Source organism: Curtobacterium sp. Curtsp57 (genome assembly GCF_047324335.1).
Taxonomy (GTDB): domain Bacteria; phylum Actinomycetota; class Actinomycetes; order Actinomycetales; family Microbacteriaceae; genus Curtobacterium.
The window spans coordinates 2,201,907-2,220,565 of sequence record NZ_CP168511.1; the positions used below are offsets into that span (position 1 = coordinate 2,201,907).

The 18,659-nt window shown below is 71.2% G+C and carries 19 protein-coding genes; 8 read left to right on the forward strand and 11 right to left on the reverse strand.

The features are described from left to right. Positions 1–134 precede the first annotated feature (134 nt). Both ACEN9V_RS10275 and ACEN9V_RS10280 read left to right on the forward strand, forming a co-directional pair. A complete protein-coding gene (locus ACEN9V_RS10275; RefSeq protein ID WP_413600224.1) occupies positions 135–950 on the forward strand; it encodes a hydrolase in 816 nt (271 codons plus the stop codon). A gap of 61 nt (positions 951–1,011) precedes the next feature. After that, positions 1,012–1,182, forward strand: coding sequence for a hypothetical protein (locus ACEN9V_RS10280; RefSeq protein WP_413600225.1), 171 nt, complete (start codon positions 1,012–1,014; stop codon positions 1,180–1,182). Positions 1,183–1,277: 95 nt separating this feature from the next. Here ACEN9V_RS10280 and ACEN9V_RS10285 read toward each other — a convergent pair whose 3' ends face one another. The 5 genes from ACEN9V_RS10285 to ACEN9V_RS10305 are packed head-to-tail and all read right to left on the reverse strand — an operon-like array spanning position 1,278 to position 7,735. Beyond that, a complete protein-coding gene (locus ACEN9V_RS10285; RefSeq protein ID WP_413600226.1) occupies positions 1,278–2,489 on the reverse strand; it encodes an acyl-CoA dehydrogenase family protein in 1,212 nt (403 codons plus the stop codon). Further along, complete coding sequence (locus ACEN9V_RS10290) at positions 2,486–4,213, reverse strand: dipeptide ABC transporter ATP-binding protein (protein ID WP_413600227.1); 1,728 nt, start codon at positions 4,211–4,213, stop codon at positions 2,486–2,488. Before ACEN9V_RS10290 ends, ACEN9V_RS10285 begins: the two co-directional genes overlap by 4 nt. Beyond that, positions 4,210–5,118, reverse strand: coding sequence for an ABC transporter permease (locus tag ACEN9V_RS10295; RefSeq protein ID WP_413600228.1), 909 nt, complete (start codon positions 5,116–5,118; stop codon positions 4,210–4,212). The genes ACEN9V_RS10290 and ACEN9V_RS10295 overlap by 4 nt, the downstream gene beginning before the upstream one ends. Beyond that, positions 5,115–6,053, reverse strand: a complete 939-nt coding sequence (locus ACEN9V_RS10300; protein WP_281266559.1) for an ABC transporter permease — start codon at positions 6,051–6,053, stop codon at positions 5,115–5,117. Before ACEN9V_RS10300 ends, ACEN9V_RS10295 begins: the two co-directional genes overlap by 4 nt. Continuing rightward, positions 6,053–7,735 carry an ABC transporter substrate-binding protein gene (locus ACEN9V_RS10305; protein WP_413600229.1) on the reverse strand — a complete coding sequence of 561 codons (1,683 nt, stop codon included), beginning with the start codon at positions 7,733–7,735 and terminating at the stop codon, positions 6,053–6,055. Before ACEN9V_RS10305 ends, ACEN9V_RS10300 begins: the two co-directional genes overlap by 1 nt. Before the next feature lie 193 nt (positions 7,736–7,928). Between ACEN9V_RS10305 and ACEN9V_RS10310 the strand changes: the two genes are divergently transcribed. Beyond that, on the forward strand, positions 7,929–8,969 hold the full coding sequence (locus tag ACEN9V_RS10310; RefSeq protein WP_413600230.1) for an aldo/keto reductase: 1,041 nt from the start codon (positions 7,929–7,931) through the stop codon (positions 8,967–8,969). A gap of 95 nt (positions 8,970–9,064) precedes the next feature. On the opposite strand, the gene ACEN9V_RS10315 is transcribed toward ACEN9V_RS10310, so the two are convergent. After that, positions 9,065–9,232, reverse strand: coding sequence for a hypothetical protein (locus ACEN9V_RS10315; RefSeq protein ID WP_402727791.1), 168 nt, complete (start codon positions 9,230–9,232; stop codon positions 9,065–9,067). 172 nt (positions 9,233–9,404) lie between these two features. On the opposite strand from ACEN9V_RS10315, the gene ACEN9V_RS10320 reads away from it, so the two are divergent. After that, positions 9,405–10,451, forward strand: a complete 1,047-nt coding sequence (locus ACEN9V_RS10320; RefSeq protein WP_413600231.1) for an ElyC/SanA/YdcF family protein — start codon at positions 9,405–9,407, stop codon at positions 10,449–10,451. A 22-nt stretch (positions 10,452–10,473) separates the two neighbouring features. Beyond that, positions 10,474–10,959 (forward strand): redox-sensitive transcriptional activator SoxR, encoded by a 486-nt coding sequence (gene soxR / locus ACEN9V_RS10325; RefSeq protein WP_413600232.1) that lies wholly within the window; start codon positions 10,474–10,476, stop codon positions 10,957–10,959. Here soxR and ACEN9V_RS10330 read toward each other — a convergent pair. Beyond that, a complete protein-coding gene (locus tag ACEN9V_RS10330) occupies positions 10,948–11,385 on the reverse strand; it encodes a MarR family winged helix-turn-helix transcriptional regulator (protein WP_413600233.1) in 438 nt (145 codons plus the stop codon). The genes soxR and ACEN9V_RS10330 overlap by 12 nt on opposite strands. Before the next feature lie 68 nt (positions 11,386–11,453). On the opposite strand from ACEN9V_RS10330, the gene ACEN9V_RS10335 reads away from it, so the two are divergent. Further along, positions 11,454–12,707, forward strand: a complete 1,254-nt coding sequence (locus tag ACEN9V_RS10335; RefSeq protein WP_413600234.1) for a multidrug effflux MFS transporter — start codon at positions 11,454–11,456, stop codon at positions 12,705–12,707. Positions 12,708–12,768: 61 nt separating this feature from the next. Here ACEN9V_RS10335 and ACEN9V_RS10340 read toward each other — a convergent pair whose 3' ends face one another. Then, complete coding sequence (locus tag ACEN9V_RS10340) at positions 12,769–13,521, reverse strand: phosphatase PAP2 family protein (protein WP_413600235.1); 753 nt, start codon at positions 13,519–13,521, stop codon at positions 12,769–12,771. Between the two features lie 100 nt (positions 13,522–13,621). Between ACEN9V_RS10340 and poxB the strand changes: the two genes are divergently transcribed. Beyond that, positions 13,622–15,346: a ubiquinone-dependent pyruvate dehydrogenase gene (gene poxB / locus ACEN9V_RS10345; RefSeq protein WP_413600236.1), complete on the forward strand. Its 1,725-nt coding sequence runs from the start codon at positions 13,622–13,624 to the stop codon at positions 15,344–15,346. A 66-nt stretch (positions 15,347–15,412) separates the two neighbouring features. Here poxB and ACEN9V_RS10350 read toward each other — a convergent pair whose 3' ends face one another. Beyond that, positions 15,413–16,096: an SDR family NAD(P)-dependent oxidoreductase gene (locus ACEN9V_RS10350; protein WP_413600237.1), complete on the reverse strand. Its 684-nt coding sequence runs from the start codon at positions 16,094–16,096 to the stop codon at positions 15,413–15,415. A gap of 101 nt (positions 16,097–16,197) precedes the next feature. Between ACEN9V_RS10350 and ACEN9V_RS10355 the strand changes: the two genes are divergently transcribed. Then, a complete protein-coding gene (locus ACEN9V_RS10355) occupies positions 16,198–17,040 on the forward strand; it encodes a helix-turn-helix transcriptional regulator (protein ID WP_413600238.1) in 843 nt (280 codons plus the stop codon). A 101-nt stretch (positions 17,041–17,141) separates the two neighbouring features. Here the strand turns inward: ACEN9V_RS10355 and ACEN9V_RS10360 are convergent, their stop codons facing one another. Continuing rightward, the gene (locus ACEN9V_RS10360; protein WP_413600239.1) at positions 17,142–18,029 is read right to left on the reverse strand and encodes an SDR family oxidoreductase; all 888 of its coding nucleotides are present in this window, start codon (positions 18,027–18,029) and stop codon (positions 17,142–17,144) included. Positions 18,030–18,069: 40 nt separating this feature from the next. Beyond that, the gene (locus tag ACEN9V_RS10365) at positions 18,070–18,654 is read right to left on the reverse strand and encodes a hypothetical protein (protein WP_413600240.1); all 585 of its coding nucleotides are present in this window, start codon (positions 18,652–18,654) and stop codon (positions 18,070–18,072) included. Positions 18,655–18,659 lie beyond the last annotated feature (5 nt).

Consider the following 18,659-nt stretch of genomic DNA (forward strand, 5'->3'; position numbering starts at 1 on the left):
CGCGTCTGTCCGGCGGACCCATCGGGTGCCGCCGTTGTCCGTCGAGGTGCGACGGCCGGTAGATACACACTGCGTTCCCTGATGGTACCAAAGGGCTTGATCTCCACTTTGGTTGAGGTCGTTCACTGGATGCCATGACCGTCTGGACCTGCGCCACGTGCGCCATCGAGCACGCCGACACCGACGAACCACCCGTCCGCTGCGAGATCTGCTCGGACGAACGGCAGTTCGTCCCGGCGGGCGGACAGCGGTGGACGACCCGGGACACCCTCGCCGACGAGGGCCTCCGGATCGTCGTCACCGAGATCGAACCGGGCCTGCACGCGATCACGACCGAGCCCGCGCTCGGCATCAACCAGCGTGCACTCCTCGTGCAGACCGAGGGCGGGAACCTGCTGTTCGAGCCGCCGGGGTTCATCGACGCGGCCGGCGTCGCGGCCGTGCGTGCCCTCGGCGGCGTCGCGGTGATCGCCTCGAGCCATCCGCACCTGACCGGGTCGTCGATCCAGTGGAGCCACGCCTTCGACCGGGTCCCCGTCCTGGTCAACGAGAAGGACGGGCACTGGATCCGCCGGCCGGACCCGGTGATCGCGCTGTGGCGGGACCGGGTCGAGCTGCTGCCGGGGCTCGTCATGGTCGAGGCCGGCGGGCACTTCGCGGGGAGCAGCGTCGTGCACTGGGCCGCCGGTGCGGACGGACGCGGCGTGCTGCTCACGGGCGACACGATCGCGGTCGGCGGCGACCGGCGGTCGGCGAACGTGATGCGGAGCTTCGTGAACAACATCCCGCTGCCCGAGCGCGCGGTGCGCCGGGTGCAGGACGTGGCGCGGGGGTTCGCGTTCGATCGGCTCTACAGCGCGTTCGGTGAGCTCCCCGCCGACGCATCGGGGATCGTCGAGTCGTCGCTCGAGCGGTACGTCGGCTGGCTGCGGGGCGACTTCCCCGAGTGACTCCCTGGTCAGCAGTGAGGGGCGTGACGCGCCGGAGTCGCGCCCCTCACTGAGAGTCCCGTTGAGCCTGACTGATCTCGTCTTCGGTGTACCCCTCGGCTCGGAGAACATCGTGCACGTGGCGATCTGCGCGGCTTCGGCGCTGACCGCGCGCGAGCCGACCGAGCTGGACGCCAGCGATGACGACGACGACCGCGAACAGGGCTGCGAGCACGACAGGGCCGCCTTGTAGTGCCGTCCCGATGAAGTCCACGAGCCCACGATATCTGCTTCCATGCCAGATTTCACACCGCTCAAGGCCCGTGCCGGATGCGGGTCGACAGACGGTCAGCGGGTCTCGCCCGTGGCCCAGAAGTACGTCAAGGGCGCCCCGTTCACCAGGTGGTCGCCGATCACCCGCTGCTGGAACACGACGGGGTTGTGCGACGACAGGGTCCGGGCGTTCCGCCAGTGCCGGTCGAGTGCGCGATCGCGGTCGGTCGCGCTCGCACCGCCGACCTCGAACAGGGTCGTCGTCGCACGCAGGACGACCTCGACGACGGTCCCCTGCACGGCGATCGTCCGGAGCTCGGCGGCGTCGATGACCGCGTCGAGCTCGGGGCCGTCCTCGCCGTCCACGATCGCGTCGTGCGCGGCGTCGATGGCGGCGGCGGCGTTCAGCACGAGGGCCTCAGCGGCGACGGCGTCGGATGCGATCCGGCCGACGACGGACTGCACGAGCGGGTCGGACGCCGCGGTCCGGCCGACCCCGTGCTGGTAGTGCCGGGTCCGGGAGCGCACGAACGCGGCAGCGTCGCGGGCTGCGGCCGCGCCGACCCCCGCGAGCGAGGCGAGCAGCACGGTCTGCAGGAACGCCGGCAGCACCGTGCGTCGCTCGGCACGCTCGGGTCGGAGCTGCCAGAGCTCGACGCGGACCCCGTCGAACGTCGTGGTGCCGCTGCCGGTCAGGCGCTGCCCGAAGCCGTTCCAGTCGTCGTGGACCTCGACGTCCGGGTCGTCCACCCGCACGGTGACCCCGACGGTGTGGCCGTCCGGCGTCTGCGCGGTGACGGTGGTCCAGTCCGCGAAGATCGTGCCCGTGCTGTAGTGCTTCTGGCCGTGCAGACGCCAGCCGTCGCCGTCCGGGACGATGTGCGTCGACAGGGAGCCGACGGCCGCGGTGGAGCGCTCGTGACTGGCGTTCCCGAACACCTCGCCCGCGGCGATCCGCGTGAACCACTCGTCGCGGCGGACGACGTCCGGATCGAGCAGCAGTTCCTCGACGAAGGCGAAGTGCGCGCGGAGCAGTTGTGGGATGTTCGAGTCGGCCTCGGCGAGCCGGATGAGCAGGGTGAACAGGTCCGATGCCGAAGCGCCGGCACCGCCCGCGGCGACCGGGACGGTGACGGCCGTGAACCCAGCGTCCGCGAGCCACCTGACCTGCTCGTGCGGCAGCGTGCGGTGCTGCTCGCGGTCCACGGCGCCGTCCGCGATCCGGTCGAACACCGGGGCGAAGCGATCGAGCAGCGAGGTACGGGTGGGCTGGGTCGTGACGGTCATCGTTCCTCCTGGTGGTTCCGGTGGACGCTGACACCGGGGACGGCGTCGAGCAAGCCCTGCGTGTACGGGTCGGCCGGGGAGCGGAACACCTGGTCGGCGGGCCCCTCCTCGACCACGCGACCGTCGCGCAGCACGAGCACGCGGTCGCTGACGTGGTGGATCACCCCGAGGTCGTGCGAGATGAAGAGCGCGGCGGTGCCGTACTCCTGGCGGATGTCCGCGAGGAGGTCGAGCACCTGCGCCTGCACGGAGACGTCGAGTGCACTGACGGCCTCGTCGAGGACGAGCACGTCGGGGTCGGTGGCGAGCGCCCGGGCGATGGCGACGCGCTGGCGCTGCCCGCCGGACAGCGTCGAGGGGTGCCGGCGGGCGATCCCCACGTCGAGCCCGACGCCCGTGAGGAGTTCCTCCACGCGAGCGGAGTCGGAACGACCGTCGTCGGATGACCTCCGGGCGGCGCGCGCGCCCGTCAGCGCGGAGCGGATGAGCTCGCCGACCGTGCGGCGGGGGTCGAACGAGGACAGCGGGTCCTGCGACACCGTGGCGATGCGCGGCCGGTCAGCGCGACGAGCACGTTCGGACAGCGCCGACCACGGGCGGCCCTCGAACGTGACCGTCCCCGACGAGGGCGGGGTCAGTGCGAGGGCGATCGCCGCGGTCGTGGACTTCCCGGAGCCGGACTCCCCCACGATGCCGAGCGTCTCGCCCGCGCGGAGCTCGAACGACACGTCGTCGACCACGGTCCGCGTGACCCGGTCGGGCCCCCGGTACCGCTTGGTCACGTGCGACACCGACAGCACGACGGAGCCGGCGACGGGCACCGGACGTGATGCCGGCCGCGGGGCGAGGGTCGCACGGGGAGCGTCCGACAGCCGGGCTCCCGGTGCGTGTGCGGACGGGATCGCCGCGAGCAGACGCTTCGTGTACGGGTGCTGCGGGTCGCCGAGCACGGCACCGACGGGCCCCTGCTCGACGACGACCCCGTGCTGCATCACGACGACGTCGTCCGCGAGCTGCTCGACGACCCCGAGGTCGTGGCTGATGAGCACGAGCCCGGTCCCGTCCGCACGGAGCTCGTCGAGGAGCGCCAGGATCTGCGCCTGCACGGTGGTGTCGAGCGCGGTCGTCGGCTCGTCGGCGATGAGCACGGCGGGGTCGAGGGCGATCGCCGCGGCGATGAGCGCACGCTGCCGGAGTCCGCCGGACAGCTCCGACGGCAGCTGACGAGCACGGAGCGCGGGTGACGGCACACCGACGCGCGAGAGCAGCGAGAGCACCTGCCGCTCGCGCTCGGCCCGGGGTCCGACCCCGTGCACCCGGAGCGCGTCGGCGACCGACGCCCCGACCTTCCGGAGCGGGTCGAGCGACACCAGTGCGTCCTGCAGCACGTAGCCGACCTGCTTCCCGCGGACCTTCCGCCATGCGCGGTCGGACAGGTCGCGGAGGTCCTGGCCGCCGAGCGACAGGGCCGAGGCCGTGGTCGTCGCAGTGGTCCCGTTCAGCCCGAGCAAGGACCGGGCGGTGACGCTCTTGCCGGAGCCGGACTCGCCGACGATCGCCACGCAGCGGCCGGCGTCGAGCGTGAAGGAGACGTCCTGCACGACGGTGCGGTCGCCGAAGGCGACGGACAGGTTCCGGACGTCGACGACCGGACCGGCCGGATCGGCGCGACCACGCGACGAGACGGTCACCGTGGCGGACGTGGGCTGCGATGCGGTGGTCACCGGGGGCCTCCAGGCTGGGTCAGGGTCTGCACGGCGCGACCGACGGCGGTCAGCGACAGGGCGAGCAGCACGATCACGACACCGGGCCAGAAGTCGAGCCACCACGCCTGTTGCAGGTAGTTGCGGCCGGCGTTGAGCATCGCGCCCCACTCCGGTGCCGGGGGTTGCACGCCCATGCCGAGGAACCCGAGCGCCGACGCCCAGACGATCGCCTGCCCGATGCCGAGCGTGACCAGGACGGTGAGCGGCCGGAACGCGTTCGGCAGCAGCGTGCGGAACAGCACGTGCGCCGAGGAGTGCCCGAGCGCCCGCTCCGCCTGCACGTACGGCGCACCACGGACGGCGAGCACCTGTCCACGGACCATCCGTGCGTACCCGGGGATGGTCGCGATGCCGACGGCGAGGATCTGCGTCCCCGCACTCGACCCGAACACGGCGATCAGGATGAGCGCGAGCAGGATGCCCGGGAACGCGTAGAGCACCTCGATCACGCGGGTCACGACGGCGTCGACGGCACGGCCGCCGAGCCCGCCGAGGACACCGAGCAGCACGGCCCCCGCGAGCCCGAGCGCGGTCGCGCCGACCCCGATCAGGACCGACTGGCCGGCTCCGTGCACGACGCGCGAGTAGACGTCCCGCCCGGACTGGTCGGTCCCGAACACGTGCTGCGCACTGGGTGCGTCGAAGCTCTTGCCGAGGTCGATGGCGAGCGGGTCCTGCGGCGCGAGCAGGGACGGCCAGAGGGCCGCCACCGCGACGAGCGCGATGAACGCTGCGGCCACCCAGAAGGAGACGCGGCGCAACGGGTGGGAGGCCGGGCGCACCTTCCGGACGCCGGCCGCGGCGGGTGCCGGGGCCGGGTCCAGGACATCGGGTTCGCCGGGTGCGATCGTTGCGGTGGTCATGCTGCGGCTCCCGTCGTGCGGCGCAGTCGTGGGTCGATGACGACGTACGCGATGTCGGTGAGGATGTTCGCCACGACGTAGACGAGCGCCACGACGAAGGTGATGCCGATCACGAGCGGCAGGTCCTGCGCGCTCACGGCCGTGACCAGGACCTGCCCGATGCCCTGGCGGGCGAAGACGACCTCGGCGATGACGGCGCCGGAGACGAGCGAGCCGAGGCCCCAGCCGGACAGCGTGACGCCGGGGAGCGCGGCGTGCCGGAGCACGTACTTCCCGCGGATGGCGCGTTCGGAGAGGCCCCGACTGCGGGCGGAGAGGACGAACGGCTGCTGCTGCTTGTCCTCGAACTCGTCGCGGGTGACCTGCCCGAGGAACCCGGCGAGCGGGATCGCCAGCGTCAGGGCGGGCAGGACGATGCCGAGCGGACCGGAGCCGATGACCGGGAACCAGTGCAGCTGCACGGCGAAGACCAGGAGCAGCACGAGGCCGAGCCAGAACTGCGGGAGCCCGGCGGCGACGGTCTCGACGACGGAGCCGAGGCGTCCGACGATGCCCGGGCGACCGGCGGTGAGGAGGGTCGACGCGATCGAGAGCAGCCACGCGATGACGAGCGCGGACACCGTCAGCGCCAGGGTCGGGCCGATCTGCCCCGCGATGACGCTCGTCACGGACTGCTTCAGCGTGTAGGACTCCCCGAAGTCGAGCCGGAACAGCCCGCCGAGGAAGTCGCCGTACTGCGCGATGAGGGGTCGGTCGAAGCCGTACTGCTCGGTGACCGCGGCGACCGCTTCCTTCGTGGGGTGTGCAGCGGCGCCGCCGAGGATCGCGACGGCGGGGTCGCCAGGCACGGCGTGCTCGAGGAAGAACACGATCGTGCCGACGGCGAGGAGCAGGACCACCGCCTCGACGATGCGTCGTGTGACTCGGATGACCATCACTTGCCTCCGTCGATCAGGTAGGCATCGGAGAGGACGGGTTCGCCCTCGCTGGGTTCGATCCACACGCCGCCGACGCGGTCGGAGATGCCGAGTCGGGTCTGGATCGGGTAGAGCGGCAGCGTCCAGGCCTGCGACGACAGCCGCTCCTGGGCCTTGTCGTAGAAGACCTCTTGCTGCGCCGGATCGGTGGTCGCCGTGCCCGCGATGAGCAGGCGGTCGAGCTCGTCGTCGTACGCGAACGCCGAGTTCTGGCCGTTGTCGACGTCGTAGGTCGCCTTCGAGTACTTGATGTACATCACGTGCGGGGTCGGGCTGTTCCAGTAGTTCCCGAGCAGGTCGTAGGCCTTCGGGTTGCCCCACACCGCGTTCATCGAGGACGAGTCGAGCGCCTGCAGCACGACCTTGATCCCGACGCGCTTCTCCATCGCCTGGATGTCCTGCAGGATCGTGACGTCGGCCGGCGGGGTCTCCGCGGAGTCGGCGTTGTACGGCAGGTTCACGGTCAGCGTCTCACCGTCCCTGGTCCGGTAGCCGTCCGCGTCACGTCCGGTCCAGCCGGCCTCGTCGAGGAGCCGCTTCGCCTCGGCCGGGTCGTACGGGAAGGGCTCGTGGTAGGCCGCGTCGTAGTGCGGCGTCCCGGAGGAGACGTTGTTGCCCTCGTACGGGAACACCCCGTTGTAGGCGCTCTCCACCGCTTCCTTCGCGTCCGAGGCGTGTACGAACGCCTTCCGCACCCGGATGTCGCTGAAGACCGTGCTCTTCGTGTTGATGTCGAGGCTGAACGGCGCTCCCGAGTGCACGAACGACTGCAGTTCGATCGAGGGGTCCGACTTCGCCAGACCCTCGCTCTCCGGCGGGACGTTGAAGATGACGTCCGCTTCGCCCGAGCTGAGCGCGCCGTACCGCGTGGTGTTGTCCTTGAGGAACTTCCACGTGATGCCGTCGAGGTACGCGGGGCCCTGGTGCTTCGCATCAGCCGGGGCGCTGTTGTACGCATCGTTCCGGACGAGCTCCACGTCCCGCTCGTGGTTCCACTTCGCCACCTTGAACGGCCCCGTCCCGACCGGCGACTCGCAGTTCGCGGCGAGCCCCCGCGCCATGGCCTTCGGCGACTCCATGCCGAAGAACGCCTGCGACAGGGCGGCGAGGAGCGGCGAGTACGGGCGCTTCAGGGTGATCCGCACGACGTGGTCGCTGACGGCGGTGGCCTTGTCGAAGTACCCGGTCAGGTAGAGCAGGTCGGTCGAGGACTGCGTCGCCGGGTCGAGGATCTGCGTGAAGTTGTCCACGACGGCCTGGGCGTCGAACGGGGTGCCGTCGGTGAACTCCACGCCCTGCTTGAGCGTGAAGTCGTACTGCGTGCCGTCGGCCGAGATCGTCCAGCTCGACGCCAGCCACGGCTTGACCGAGCCGTCCTTCTGCAGCGACACGAGCGAGTCGAGGTACTGCCGGGCGATGTACGTCTGCGGCATGTCCCCGGAGTTGTGCGGATCGAGGCACGTCGGCTCACGGTCCGTCGCGTACACGAGGTTCCCGCCGCGCACCGGCCCGGTGTCGCGGGTCGCCGAGGCAGCACCGGCGGAGCAGCCGGCGAGGAGCACCACGGTCGCGGCGGCTGCGGCGAGCGCCGCGGTCACGCGGCGGTGGAACACGCGCCGTGCAGTGTCGGATCGGGTCATGTCGAGGACCGTAGGCAGCCGGGCGGGGTCGGGTCGAGCCTCCCGTCTTCCGTCGCAACGGACCGTCACACGGCGTCGCGGACCGCGGGAGCGCGTGTCACGGAACGTCACGTGCGCGGGACCCGGAGGGGAGGCTCGTCACGGTTCGTCACCCGCGTCACGTCGGGACGTGGTCACCCATATCGTGTCGGCCATGGAGCAGCGGACCATGGGGCGGACGGGTGCGCCCGTCAGCGCGCTGACGCTCGGCACGCGGGCCATCGCCGGCGTCGCGGAGCGCGACGTGGACGACGCGGTGGACCTGGTGGTCGAGTCACTCGGCCGTGGCGTCACCGCGATCGACGTGTCGGACGCACACGGATCGGGGCTCGCGGAGTCCGTCGTCGGTGCCGCGCTCGCCGGACGCCGCGACGACGTCTTCGTGTCGGTGCGGTTCGGCGACCCCGTCGACGACGACTCCGCGCACCGGGGATCCGGGCGCCGGTGGATGTTCCGCGCGGTCGAGCGGAGCCTCGAACGGCTCGGCACCGACGTCATCGACCTGTACCAGCCCGCGCGGCCCGACCCGACGACGTCCCTCGACGAGACCCTCGACGCGCTCGCCGACCTCGTCACGCAGGGCAAGATCCGCAGCTTCGGCATCCCCGGGTTCCCCGCAGAGGAACTCGTCGAGGCGCAGTGGCTCCGCTCCGGCGCGAAGAGTGCCACCGCGACGCACGTGCCCTACTCGATCCTGACCAGGACGGCGGAGCGCACCGTGTTCCCCGTCGCCAGGCGCTTCGGCCTCGGGGTGCTCACGGGGGCACCGCTCGCCGGCGGGTGGCTCGCCGGCGCGTACCGGGACGGCACCGTGCAACCCCGGTCGCCGCACGCCGTCGAGCAGCCCGACGTGTACGACATCGGGTCGCCGCAGAACCGGCGGAAGCTCGCGGTCGCCGATCGACTCGGGACCCTGGCGGACGAGGCCGGGTTGACGCTCCTCGAGCTGTCGATCGGGTTCGCACTGACGCATCCGGACGTGGCCTCGGTGGTGGTCGGGCCGCGGACCGTGTCGCACGTGGACGCCTACGCGCAGGCGGCCGAGGTCGTGCTCGATGACGACCTGCTCGACGCGGTGGACGCCATCGTGCCGCCGGGGACGCACGTGCTCGAGCGGGACACGGGGTTCCCGCTGCCGGCGCTCACGCGCGAGCGGCTCCGCGGCCGCGTGGTCTCGCGGTCGATCCGCGCGTAGGGGGTCGATTCGCGCGTAGGGGGCAACTTTTTCGGACCTTCTCCGCGCGATTCGACTTTGCATCGCAGGCGTTGTGGGCAGGAACGCCCGCCGGGTCAGCGGTAGGCGACGGTCGACAGTGCGGCATGCGCCACCATGACCGGCAGTGCCACTGCGTGCGGCAGACGCGCTGCGGCACGCTCGAGTCCGCCGAGGAGCGCGTCGAGCGGCATCCCTGCAGCGGTGGCGGCGGCGGGTCGGGTGGTCGCGGTGACTGCGGTCATGGGGGGCTCCTCGTGGTGCAGGCTCCCCGGCGAGCCCGAATACACACAACATATTGGATACTGCATAGCCGGTCAAGTGTTATGCGAAATGGGTCCGAGCAACGAGGAGGACCTCGGTCACGAGCGTCGGTAACCTCGACCGCATGACCTCGTCGCCCTGCTCGGCCGCAGCGTGCTGACCATCGGCGCCGCTCCGGTCTTCGCCGCGCTGTTCCTCTTCCTGTACGTCATCTGCCGACGACACGACCCGCGGATGCTCCGGAACGGCGTGTTCCTGACCGGAGCGGCGTTCTTCGCGCTGGTCACGGTGGTGTCCGTGCTGAGCGCGGTCGTCCCGGGGTTCGGCGTGGCCGTGGGCCTGGCACTGCTGTTGATCCCGGTGGCGGTGGTGGCGCTGGGCATCGCACTGATCGCGAACGGCGTGCAGATGCTGCGCGCCGAGGGGCACAGCCTCGGCAACCTGCTCTCGCTCGTCGCCGGCGTGCTGGTCTTCGTGCTCCCTGCGGTCGCGATCACACTGTTCGCGCTGTCGACCGGACCCCGGACGACGTCGTGGAACGTCGTCGGCGTGGCGGTCGCCGTCCTCATGGTCTTCGTCTGCGGCTACTTCGCGGTGGCCTTCGTCGCGTTCGCGGTCTACTCGATCGTGTACGGACGGATACGTCACCGGATGGAACCGGCCGCCGTCGTCGTGCTCGGGTCGGGGCTCATCCGCGGCGAGGTCCCTCCACTCCTCCGCAGCCGTCTCGACCGGAGCCTTGCCCTGTACCGCGCGGAACGAGCAGCGGGGAGGCGCCCGGCGCTGATCCCATCCGGCGGGCAAGGAGCGGACGAACCGCGTCCGGAAGGGACGGCGATGGCCGAGTACCTGGTCGCGAACGGAGCCGATCCCGCTGACGTCCTGCCCGAGACCGATTCGCGGAGCACCCTCGAGAACCTGCGGTTCTCCCGGGACGTGCAGACCGGAGCTGGCCGCGACGGACCGATCGTCATCGTGACGAACAACTACCACGTCCTCCGCGCCGCGGTGCTCGCGCGGCAGCTCGACCTCCCCGCACAGGTGGTGGGGTCTCCGACCGCCACCTACTACGTCCCGAGCGCTTTCCTCAGGGAGTTCGTCGCCGTCATCGTCGAGCACCGGTGGTTGAACCTCATCGCCTGCGCACCGTTCGTCCTCTTCACCGCCTTCCTGCTCTGGGAGTCGTTCCAACAGCGCTGACCGCACCCGTAGGATCTCGACCATGGTCGAGATCTCGCGTCCCAAGCCCACCGACCTGCTGACGATCGGCGAGGTGGTCGCGCGCACCGGGGTCGCGGCGTCCGCGCTGCACTTCTACGAACGCAAGGGCCTGATCCACCCGGAGCGGACCGATGGCGGGACCCGGCTGTACCCGCGACACGTGGAACGACGGATCGCGATCATCCAGGTGGCGAAACGGCTCGGCATCCCGCTGAGCGAGGTCGCCGAGCAGTTCGCGACCCTGCCGGAGGACCGGATGCCGTCGCTCCGGGACTGGAACCGGCTGAACGAACGGTGGCGTGCACGTCTCCGGGCCCGCCAGCTGGAGCTCGAACGCCTGCAGCAGGAGATGACACAGTGCATCGGGTGCGGCTGCGTCTCGCTGAACGCCTGCCTGGTGATGAACCCGGGCGACGCGCTCGCAGCCGAGGGCCACGGCGCCCGTCGGCTCCTGCCGATCGAGGACGAGGAGCCGTCAGCCCCGTAGCCCGCCGTCGAGCCGGGTGAGCAGGGCGAGGGCATCCCGCACGCCCTCGTCGTCGCCATCGAGGGCGTTCCGCAGCTTGGCGGCCCAGTGGCCGCGCAGGATCGCGATGTTCGCCGCCGCCCGCTCGGTCGGGAACAGCTGGACCAGACGCGCGTCGGCCGGGTCCGCGCGACGATCGACCATGCCCTTCGCGACGAGGGATCGCAGGGCCGCGCTGAGGTTGCTCCGGTGGAGTGCGGTCGCCTCGGCGGTCGCGCTCGGTGAGGTACCCGGGTGCATGTCGACCCAGCGCATCACGAGCGCCTCGGTCCCGGTGAGCGGCACGATGTCGAGTGCCGGCGTGCCGTGCGGGTCGATCTCGCGGGAGATCCGGAGCACGGCCTCGGCCAGTTCGGCGAGCACGTCGTCGGTCACCGGTCGTCCCATGGGCAGCACTGTAGCGCCGACCGCCCAGGGTCTTGCATGCACCACCATTGGGTTATGATTTCATAATCATGACGACGGACACCGGATCCATCCGCGCGCACGACGCGACACCCACGACGGCAGCGGCCGCGCCCCCACAGCAGGGCATCACCACGGCGCTGCTGCTCGTGCTCGGACTGCTCAGCGCGGTGGCCCCGTTCGCCACCGACCTGTACCTGCCGGCCTTCCCCGAGATGACGGTCGAGCTGCAGACCTCCGCCACGACCGTCCAGCTCACCCTCACGGCCTTCCTGGTCGGGGTCACCGCGGGCCAGCTCGTCTTCGGGCCGCTCTCCGACCGGTTCGGCCGGGTGCCGCCGCTGATCGCCGGGGCGGTGCTCTGCGTGCTCGCCAGTGCGGCAGCCGTGCTCGCGCCGAACGTCGGCGTGCTCATCGTCGCCCGACTGCTGCAGGGCCTCGGCGGTGCGGCCGGCATGGTGATCGGCCGTGCGGTCATCTCCGACCTGGCCACCGGCAAGCCCGCGGCGAAGGCGTTCTCGCTCATGATGATCGTCGGCGGCGTCGCCCCGGTCGTCGCGCCCCTGCTCGGTGGGCTGCTCACCGCGCCGATCGGATGGCGCGGGCTGCTCACCGTCGTGCTCGGCCTGTCGGTCGTCATGCTCGTGGCGGTGCTCGCCGTGATCCGCGAGACCCACCTCCGGTCGCACCGTGCAGCGCTGCGTGCGGCACGGACGTCGTCTGGTTCGCCTGTCCGGGCACTGCGCTCGCGGACGTTCCTCGGCTACACCGCGGTGTTCGGCTTCGCGTTCGCGGTGATGATGGCGTACATCTCGGCGTCACCGTTCCTGTACCAGGACATGATCGGCTTCGGCACGGTCGGCTACGGCATCGCGTTCGGCATCAACGCGTTCGCACTGATGGGTGTCAGCATCCTGTCCGCCAAGCTCACCGAGACGCGTTCGGTCGTCGGCGTGCTGTCGCTCGGCATCGTGCTGGTGCTCGCGTCGACGGTGGCGTTCGCGGTGCTGGTCGTCACGTCCGCGCCGGTGGTCTTCCTCGCCGTGCCGCTCTTCACCGCGGTCGGCAGCCTCGGGCTCGTGCTCGGGAACGCGACGGCCCTGGCGCTCGGTGCGGTCCCGTCCGCGGCCGGGAGTGCGTCCGCGGTGCTCGGCGCGCTGCAGTTCGGGCTCGCCGCGCTGGTGTCCCCGCTCGTGAGCGTCGGCGGCTCGACCACCGCGGCACCCCTGGCGATCGTGATGCTCGCCGCCGCGGTCGTCGCGGTGCTCGCGCTGCTCGTCGCACGCGGGCGGCGCGCGGGCTGACGCTGGGCCGAGACTCGGCCTGAGCGACAGTGCTCGCGCTCCCGGGCGCGAGAGGCGTCGCTCAGCGCGAGACTCGGCCTCCGCCCGCGCCCGTCGCGCCGCCGACAGCAGGGCGCGCGGGGCGCAGGTACGGGATGCGCGGCATCAGCCAGTCCACCCACACCAGGCGTGCCGCCGGCGCCACGGCGAGCGCCCACGCGACCGAGGCCAGCGCGTCCGTCGGGTAGTGCACGGCGTCGATCGTCACCGAGAACCACACGACGACGACCGCGATCGTCCCGAGCACCACCGCGAGCCGGTGCCACCTGGTGTCCCGCAGCACCCAGCACAGCGCGATCGTGAACGCCACCATGAACACCGTGTGCCCGCTCGGGTACCCGGGGTCCGGCTGCACGGGGAACGGGTGCGGCAGCACGTCGACCGACGGCCGCGCGCGGTGCACGATCTCCTTCGCCAGGTCCGACGGGATCCAGGTGATCGCGACGACCCCCGCGAACGCCGCCGCCGGCCGGATGTTCCGCTGGAGCGCCCAGATCAGCCCGGTGACGATCGCGGTCACGACGATCGCGGGGCCGGGGCTGATCGCGTGGTAGACCCCGTCCGTGATCGCGCCGAGGAACCCGACGTGCAACGCGTTGAGCGCGCGGGCGATCCCGATGTCGACGGTGCCGAGGAAGAACCCGATGACGGTGATGACGACCACGGCGCCGACGGCGATCGCGAGGGTCGTCAGCGGGTACGGGGACCGCACGAGGATGCCGTTCGCGTCGGGCTCCCGGCGTCGTGGGCGGAGCGGCGGCGCATCGTCGATCATCCGTCCATCGTGACATCCCTCGTTGCCGAGCAGCCGCCAACACCATCAGAAAGCGTTCAGCGCACGGAAAGGCGCAGGCCCGGAGGACTACACAGGAGACATGCCAACCGTTGCCGAGAACATCGTCGCCACCCTCCGCAAGAACGACGTCGAGCGGGTCTACGGCCTCCCCGGCGACTCCCTCAACGGGTTCACCGACGCGCTCCGCAAGGACGGCTCCATCCGGTGGGAGCACGTCCGGCACGAGGAGGCGGCCGCGTTCGCCGCGAGCGCCGAAGCCGCACTCACGGGGAACATCGCCGTGTGTGCCGGCAGCTGCGGCCCCGGCAACCTGCACCTCGTGAACGGCCTGTACGACGCGAACCGGTCCCGCGTGCCCGTCCTCGCGATCGCCGCACACATCCCGACCGCCGAGATCGGCTCCGGCTACTTCCAGGAGACGCACCCGCAGGAACTCTTCCGCGAGTGCACCGTCTACGTCGAGTACGTCGCCGACCCGACGCAGATGCCCCGTCTGCTCGAGATCGCGATGCGTGAGGCGATCGAGAAGCGCGGCGTCGCCGTCCTCGTCATCCCGGGCGACGTGCTCCTCGCCGAGGCGGTCGGCACGCGCGAGACCCGCATCGAGGCCACCACGCCGCGGATCATCCCGAGCGAGGCGGAGCTCCAGCGCACCGCCGAGCTCCTCAACGGCGCCGACAAGGTCACGATCCTGGCCGGCGCGGGCGTCGCCGGTGCCCACGACGAGGTCGTCGCCCTCGCCGAACGCCTGCAGGCACCGATCGTGCACGCGCTGCGCGGCAAGGAGCACATCGAGTACGACAACCCCTACGACGTCGGGATGACCGGACTGCTCGGCTTCGCGTCCGGGTACCGCGCGATGGAGGACGCCGACGTCGTGCTGATGCTCGGCACCGACTTCCCGTACCAGCAGTTCTTCCCCGCCAAGGCGAAGCACGTGCAGGTCGACGTCCGCGGATCGCAGCTCGGCCGCCGGCACCCCGTCGACATCGGGCTCGTGGGGACGGTCAAGGACACGGCGCTCGCACTCATCCCACTGCTCGACGGCTCGAAGCCGACGAAGCACCTGCAGGACGCGCTGAAGCACTACCGCAAGACCCGCGAGCGACTCGACGACCTCGCGGTCCCGGCCGGGAAGAACAAGCCGCTGCACCCGCAGTACGTCGCGAGGGTGCTCGACCAGCTCGCGGCCGACGACGCCGTGTTCATCCCCGACGTCGGCTCCCCCGTCGTGTGGGCGTCGCGCTACCTCACGATGAACGGCGGTCGCCGGCTGATCGGCTCGTTCGTGCACGGCACGATGGCGAACGCCGTCCCGCAGGCGATCGGCGCGCAGGCGGCGTTCCCGGATCGGCAGGTGATCGCGCTCGCGGGCGACGGCGGCCTGGCGATGCTCCTCGGCGAGCTCATCACGATCGTGCAGAACAAGCTGCCGGTGAAGGTCGTCGTGTTCGACAACTCGTCGCTGAACTTCGTCGAGCTCGAGATGAAGGCCGCCGGGTTCGTCACGTACGGCACCGAGCTGCAGAACCCGGACTTCGCGGCGGTCGCAGAAGCGGTCGGCATCAAGGGCTTCCGCGTCGACACCTCCGACGAGTTCGAGGACGCGATGGCAGCAGCACTCGCCCACGACGGTCCGGCGCTGGTCAGCGTGAAGGTGGACCGGCAGGAGCTGTCGATGCCGCCGGCGGTGACGATGGAGCAGGCGAAGGGCTTCACGCTCTACGCGATCCGGACCGTCATGTCGGGTCGCGGAGACGAGTTGCTGGACCTGGCCTCCACGAACTTCCGACAGCTGCTCTAGTCGCGACCACAGGGCGGACGGGAGGCTCGGTGCCAGCTGGCACCGAGCCTCCCGTCCGCCATCGGGTCACCAACCGAGCGGGCGGCCGTCCTCCAGCAGGACGCCGGTCGGGCCCTCCGGGCCCGCGCTGGCGGCTGCCACCACCGTGGCGGCGCTGACCTCGACGGGTCGACCGTGCGGGTTCGGCATCCCGCCGAGCTCCGTCGCGGTGTAGCCGGGCTCGAGCGCGACGAAGTGCACCTCAGGTGCCATCCGCGCGTACTGGACGGTGAGCATCGTCACGGCGGACTTGCTCGCGCCGTAGACCGCTGCCTGCACGGTCGACGCGGCGCTCTCGGGGTCGTGCACCGCGGTGAACGAGCCGAGGGCGCTCGAGATGTTCACCACGAGCGGGTTGGCCGAGCGGCGGAGGATCGGGAGCGCTGCCTCGGTGGTGCGGACGATGCCGACGGCGTTCGTGTCGAACACCCGGAGTGCATCGGGGCCGTTCAGCCCCCACAGCGCGATGCCGGCGTTGTTCACCAGCACGTCGAGCCCTCCGTCGGCGTCGACCTGCGCGAACGCCGCGGCGACCGAGGCGTCGTCGGTCACGTCGAGCTGGACGGACCGGGCGCCGATCTCGGCGGCGACGGCCTCACCCTGCTCGGCGTTCCTGGCGCCGATCCAGACGGTGTGTCCGGCTTCGACGAGCTGGCGGGCGGTCTCCTTGCCGAGGCCACGGGTGGCGCCGGTCACGAATGTCGTTGTCATGTCCCCAGCGTCGGTCGCCGCGCGCGTCCGAGGGAGTCGTCCGGTTGTCGTAGGACTGCCAGGACCAGGACTCGCGGGCGCGTCACGCGCAGACTGGTGGCGTGGACGAGAACGACTTCGGGAGCACGCTCCGACGACTGCGGGACCACGTCGCACCCGATGCGGTCGGCGTGACCGTGGGACCGCGGCGTCGTGCGGTGGGGCTCCGGCGCGAGGAGCTCGCCGGCCTCGCCGGGATCTCCGCCGACTACCTGACCCGACTCGAGCAGGGGCGTGCGACCTCCCCGTCCGCGCAGGTCGTCGAGGCACTGGTCCGCGCGCTGCGGGTGGCCGACGCCGACCGGGAGCTGCTCTACCGCCTCGCCGGACACGCAACGCCCGGAGCGGACGTCGTCCCGACCCGGATCCCGCCGAGTGTGCAGCGACTGCTCGACCGGCTCGCCGACACCCCGGTCGCGGTCCTCGACGCCGCGGGCAACCTGCTCGTCGCGAACGCCCCGCACGATGCGTTGATGGGGTCGATCTCGGCGTACACCGGGCACGAGCGGAACACCACGTGGCGGCACCTCGTCGGACCTGGTAGCCGCGCGGTGCACACCGACGCCGAACAGGCGGCGTTCGAGGAGTCACTCGTGGCCGGGCTCCGGATGACCGTGGCGCGCTACCCGCTCGACCGCCAGCTGCAGCAGCTCGTGCGCGACCTCCGCGCGGCGAGCCCGCGGTTCGTGGAGCTGTGGGCGTCCGTGTCGGGGACACCGGCCGCGCAAGGGCGGCGGAAGGTGATCGAGCACCCGCTCGTCGGCCGGATCACGCTCGACTGCGATGCGCTCGTCGTCGCGCCGGAGGACCTCTGCATCCTGGCGTACACGGCCGAACCGGGGACGGTCGACGCCGAGCGGCTCGCGCTGGCCGTCGTGCTCGGGACGCAGTCGCTCGTCGAGTGACGCCAGGGAACCCCGTCGTCAGCGGTCGCACCCCACGGCGAACATCGCGCCCCGCCGTGACGGGGCGCGATGTTCGTGACGGGGTGCGAGGTGTTCGCGGGTCAGAACGCGGGCGTGCCCCCGGCGATCGTGATCGTGGAGCCCGACTGGTAGCTCGACTCCGGGCTGACGAGGTGCACGTACGCGGCACCGAGCTCCGCGGGCTGCCCCGGGCGGCCGAACGGCGAGCCCTCGCCGAAGTGCGACACGGTCTCTGCATCGTCCGACCCGGGCTGCAGCGGCGTCCACACCGGTCCCGGTGCGACGGAGTTCACGCGGATGCCCTTCGGCGCGAGCTGCTGCGCGACGGCCTCGGTGAAGAGCTTGATCGCGCCCTTCGACACCGCGTAGTCGATCTTGTCGGCCGACGGCGTCGATGCCTGGATCGACCCGGTCGTGACGATCGTCGACCCCGGCTCGAGGTGCGGCACAGCGGCCTTCGTCAGCCAGAACAGCGAGTAGATGTTCGTCTTGAACGTCGAGTCGAACATCGACGTGTCGAGCGTCAGGATGTCGTCGTTGCTGTCCATGCGGCCGGCGACCATCACGAGGGTGTCGAGGCCGCCGAGCTCGTCGACGCCCTTCTGGACGAGGTCGATGCAGTACTGCTCGTCGGCGATGTCACCGGGGAAGAGCACGGCGCGACGTCCCTCGCCCTCGAGCAGGTCGCGGACCTCCTCGGCATCGGCTTGCTCGTCGGGGAGGTACGACAGCACGAGGTCGGCGCCCTCACGCGAGAGCGCGATCGCCGCGGCACGGCCGATCCCCGAGTCCGCGCCGGTGACGATGCCGCGGTACCCGGTCAGGCGTTCCCGCCCGACGTAGCTCTCCTCGCCGTGGTCGGGCTTCGGGTCCATCTTCCACGCGGCACCGGGCAGGGACTGTTCCTGCTTCGGGTACGGCGGTGCGGGGTAGAGGGTGTTCGGATCGCGCTTGTCGTACTGGCTCATGAGACCAGGGTGCTCATCCCGGCCCGGACGACCACTCAGGTCAGCGCTTCGCCTCGGCCCGCTGCTGGATCACGACCATGACGAGGAACAGGATGCCCACGGCGAGGAGGATCGACGCGGTGACGAACCCGCCACCGCCGATCAGCGACGTGACGAGCGCCGCGACGCCGATCGCGGTGAACATGCCGCCGAGCAGCCACCCGGCCTTGAGACTGACGAACCAGCGCGGTCGGCCGGCAGCGTCGGCCTCGCGCTGCTGCCGGTCCTGGTCCTCGCGCCAGGCGCTGCCGGGGCCGCGCTTCCGGAGCACGAGCGCCCAGAAGACGACCGCCCCCACGCCGAAGACGAGGAAGAACGCGGTCAGCCCCGCGGCCGCGCCGGTCTTCCCCTCCGCCCAGAACGGGATCGTGATGGCGAGCCCCACGACCGCCAACCCGACGACCAACCACGGCGCGATGCTGCGCGCGTACGACTGGTTCGCGCGCCCGACGGCCCGGTCCGCCCGCATGAAGCGACGTTCTCGGTCGCTCCGCTCGGACTCGGGCTTGTGCATGATGCGGCCTTCGACGGCGATGAGCACGACGGACACGAGCAGCACGGCTCCGATGACGATCCACACGACCATGGCGA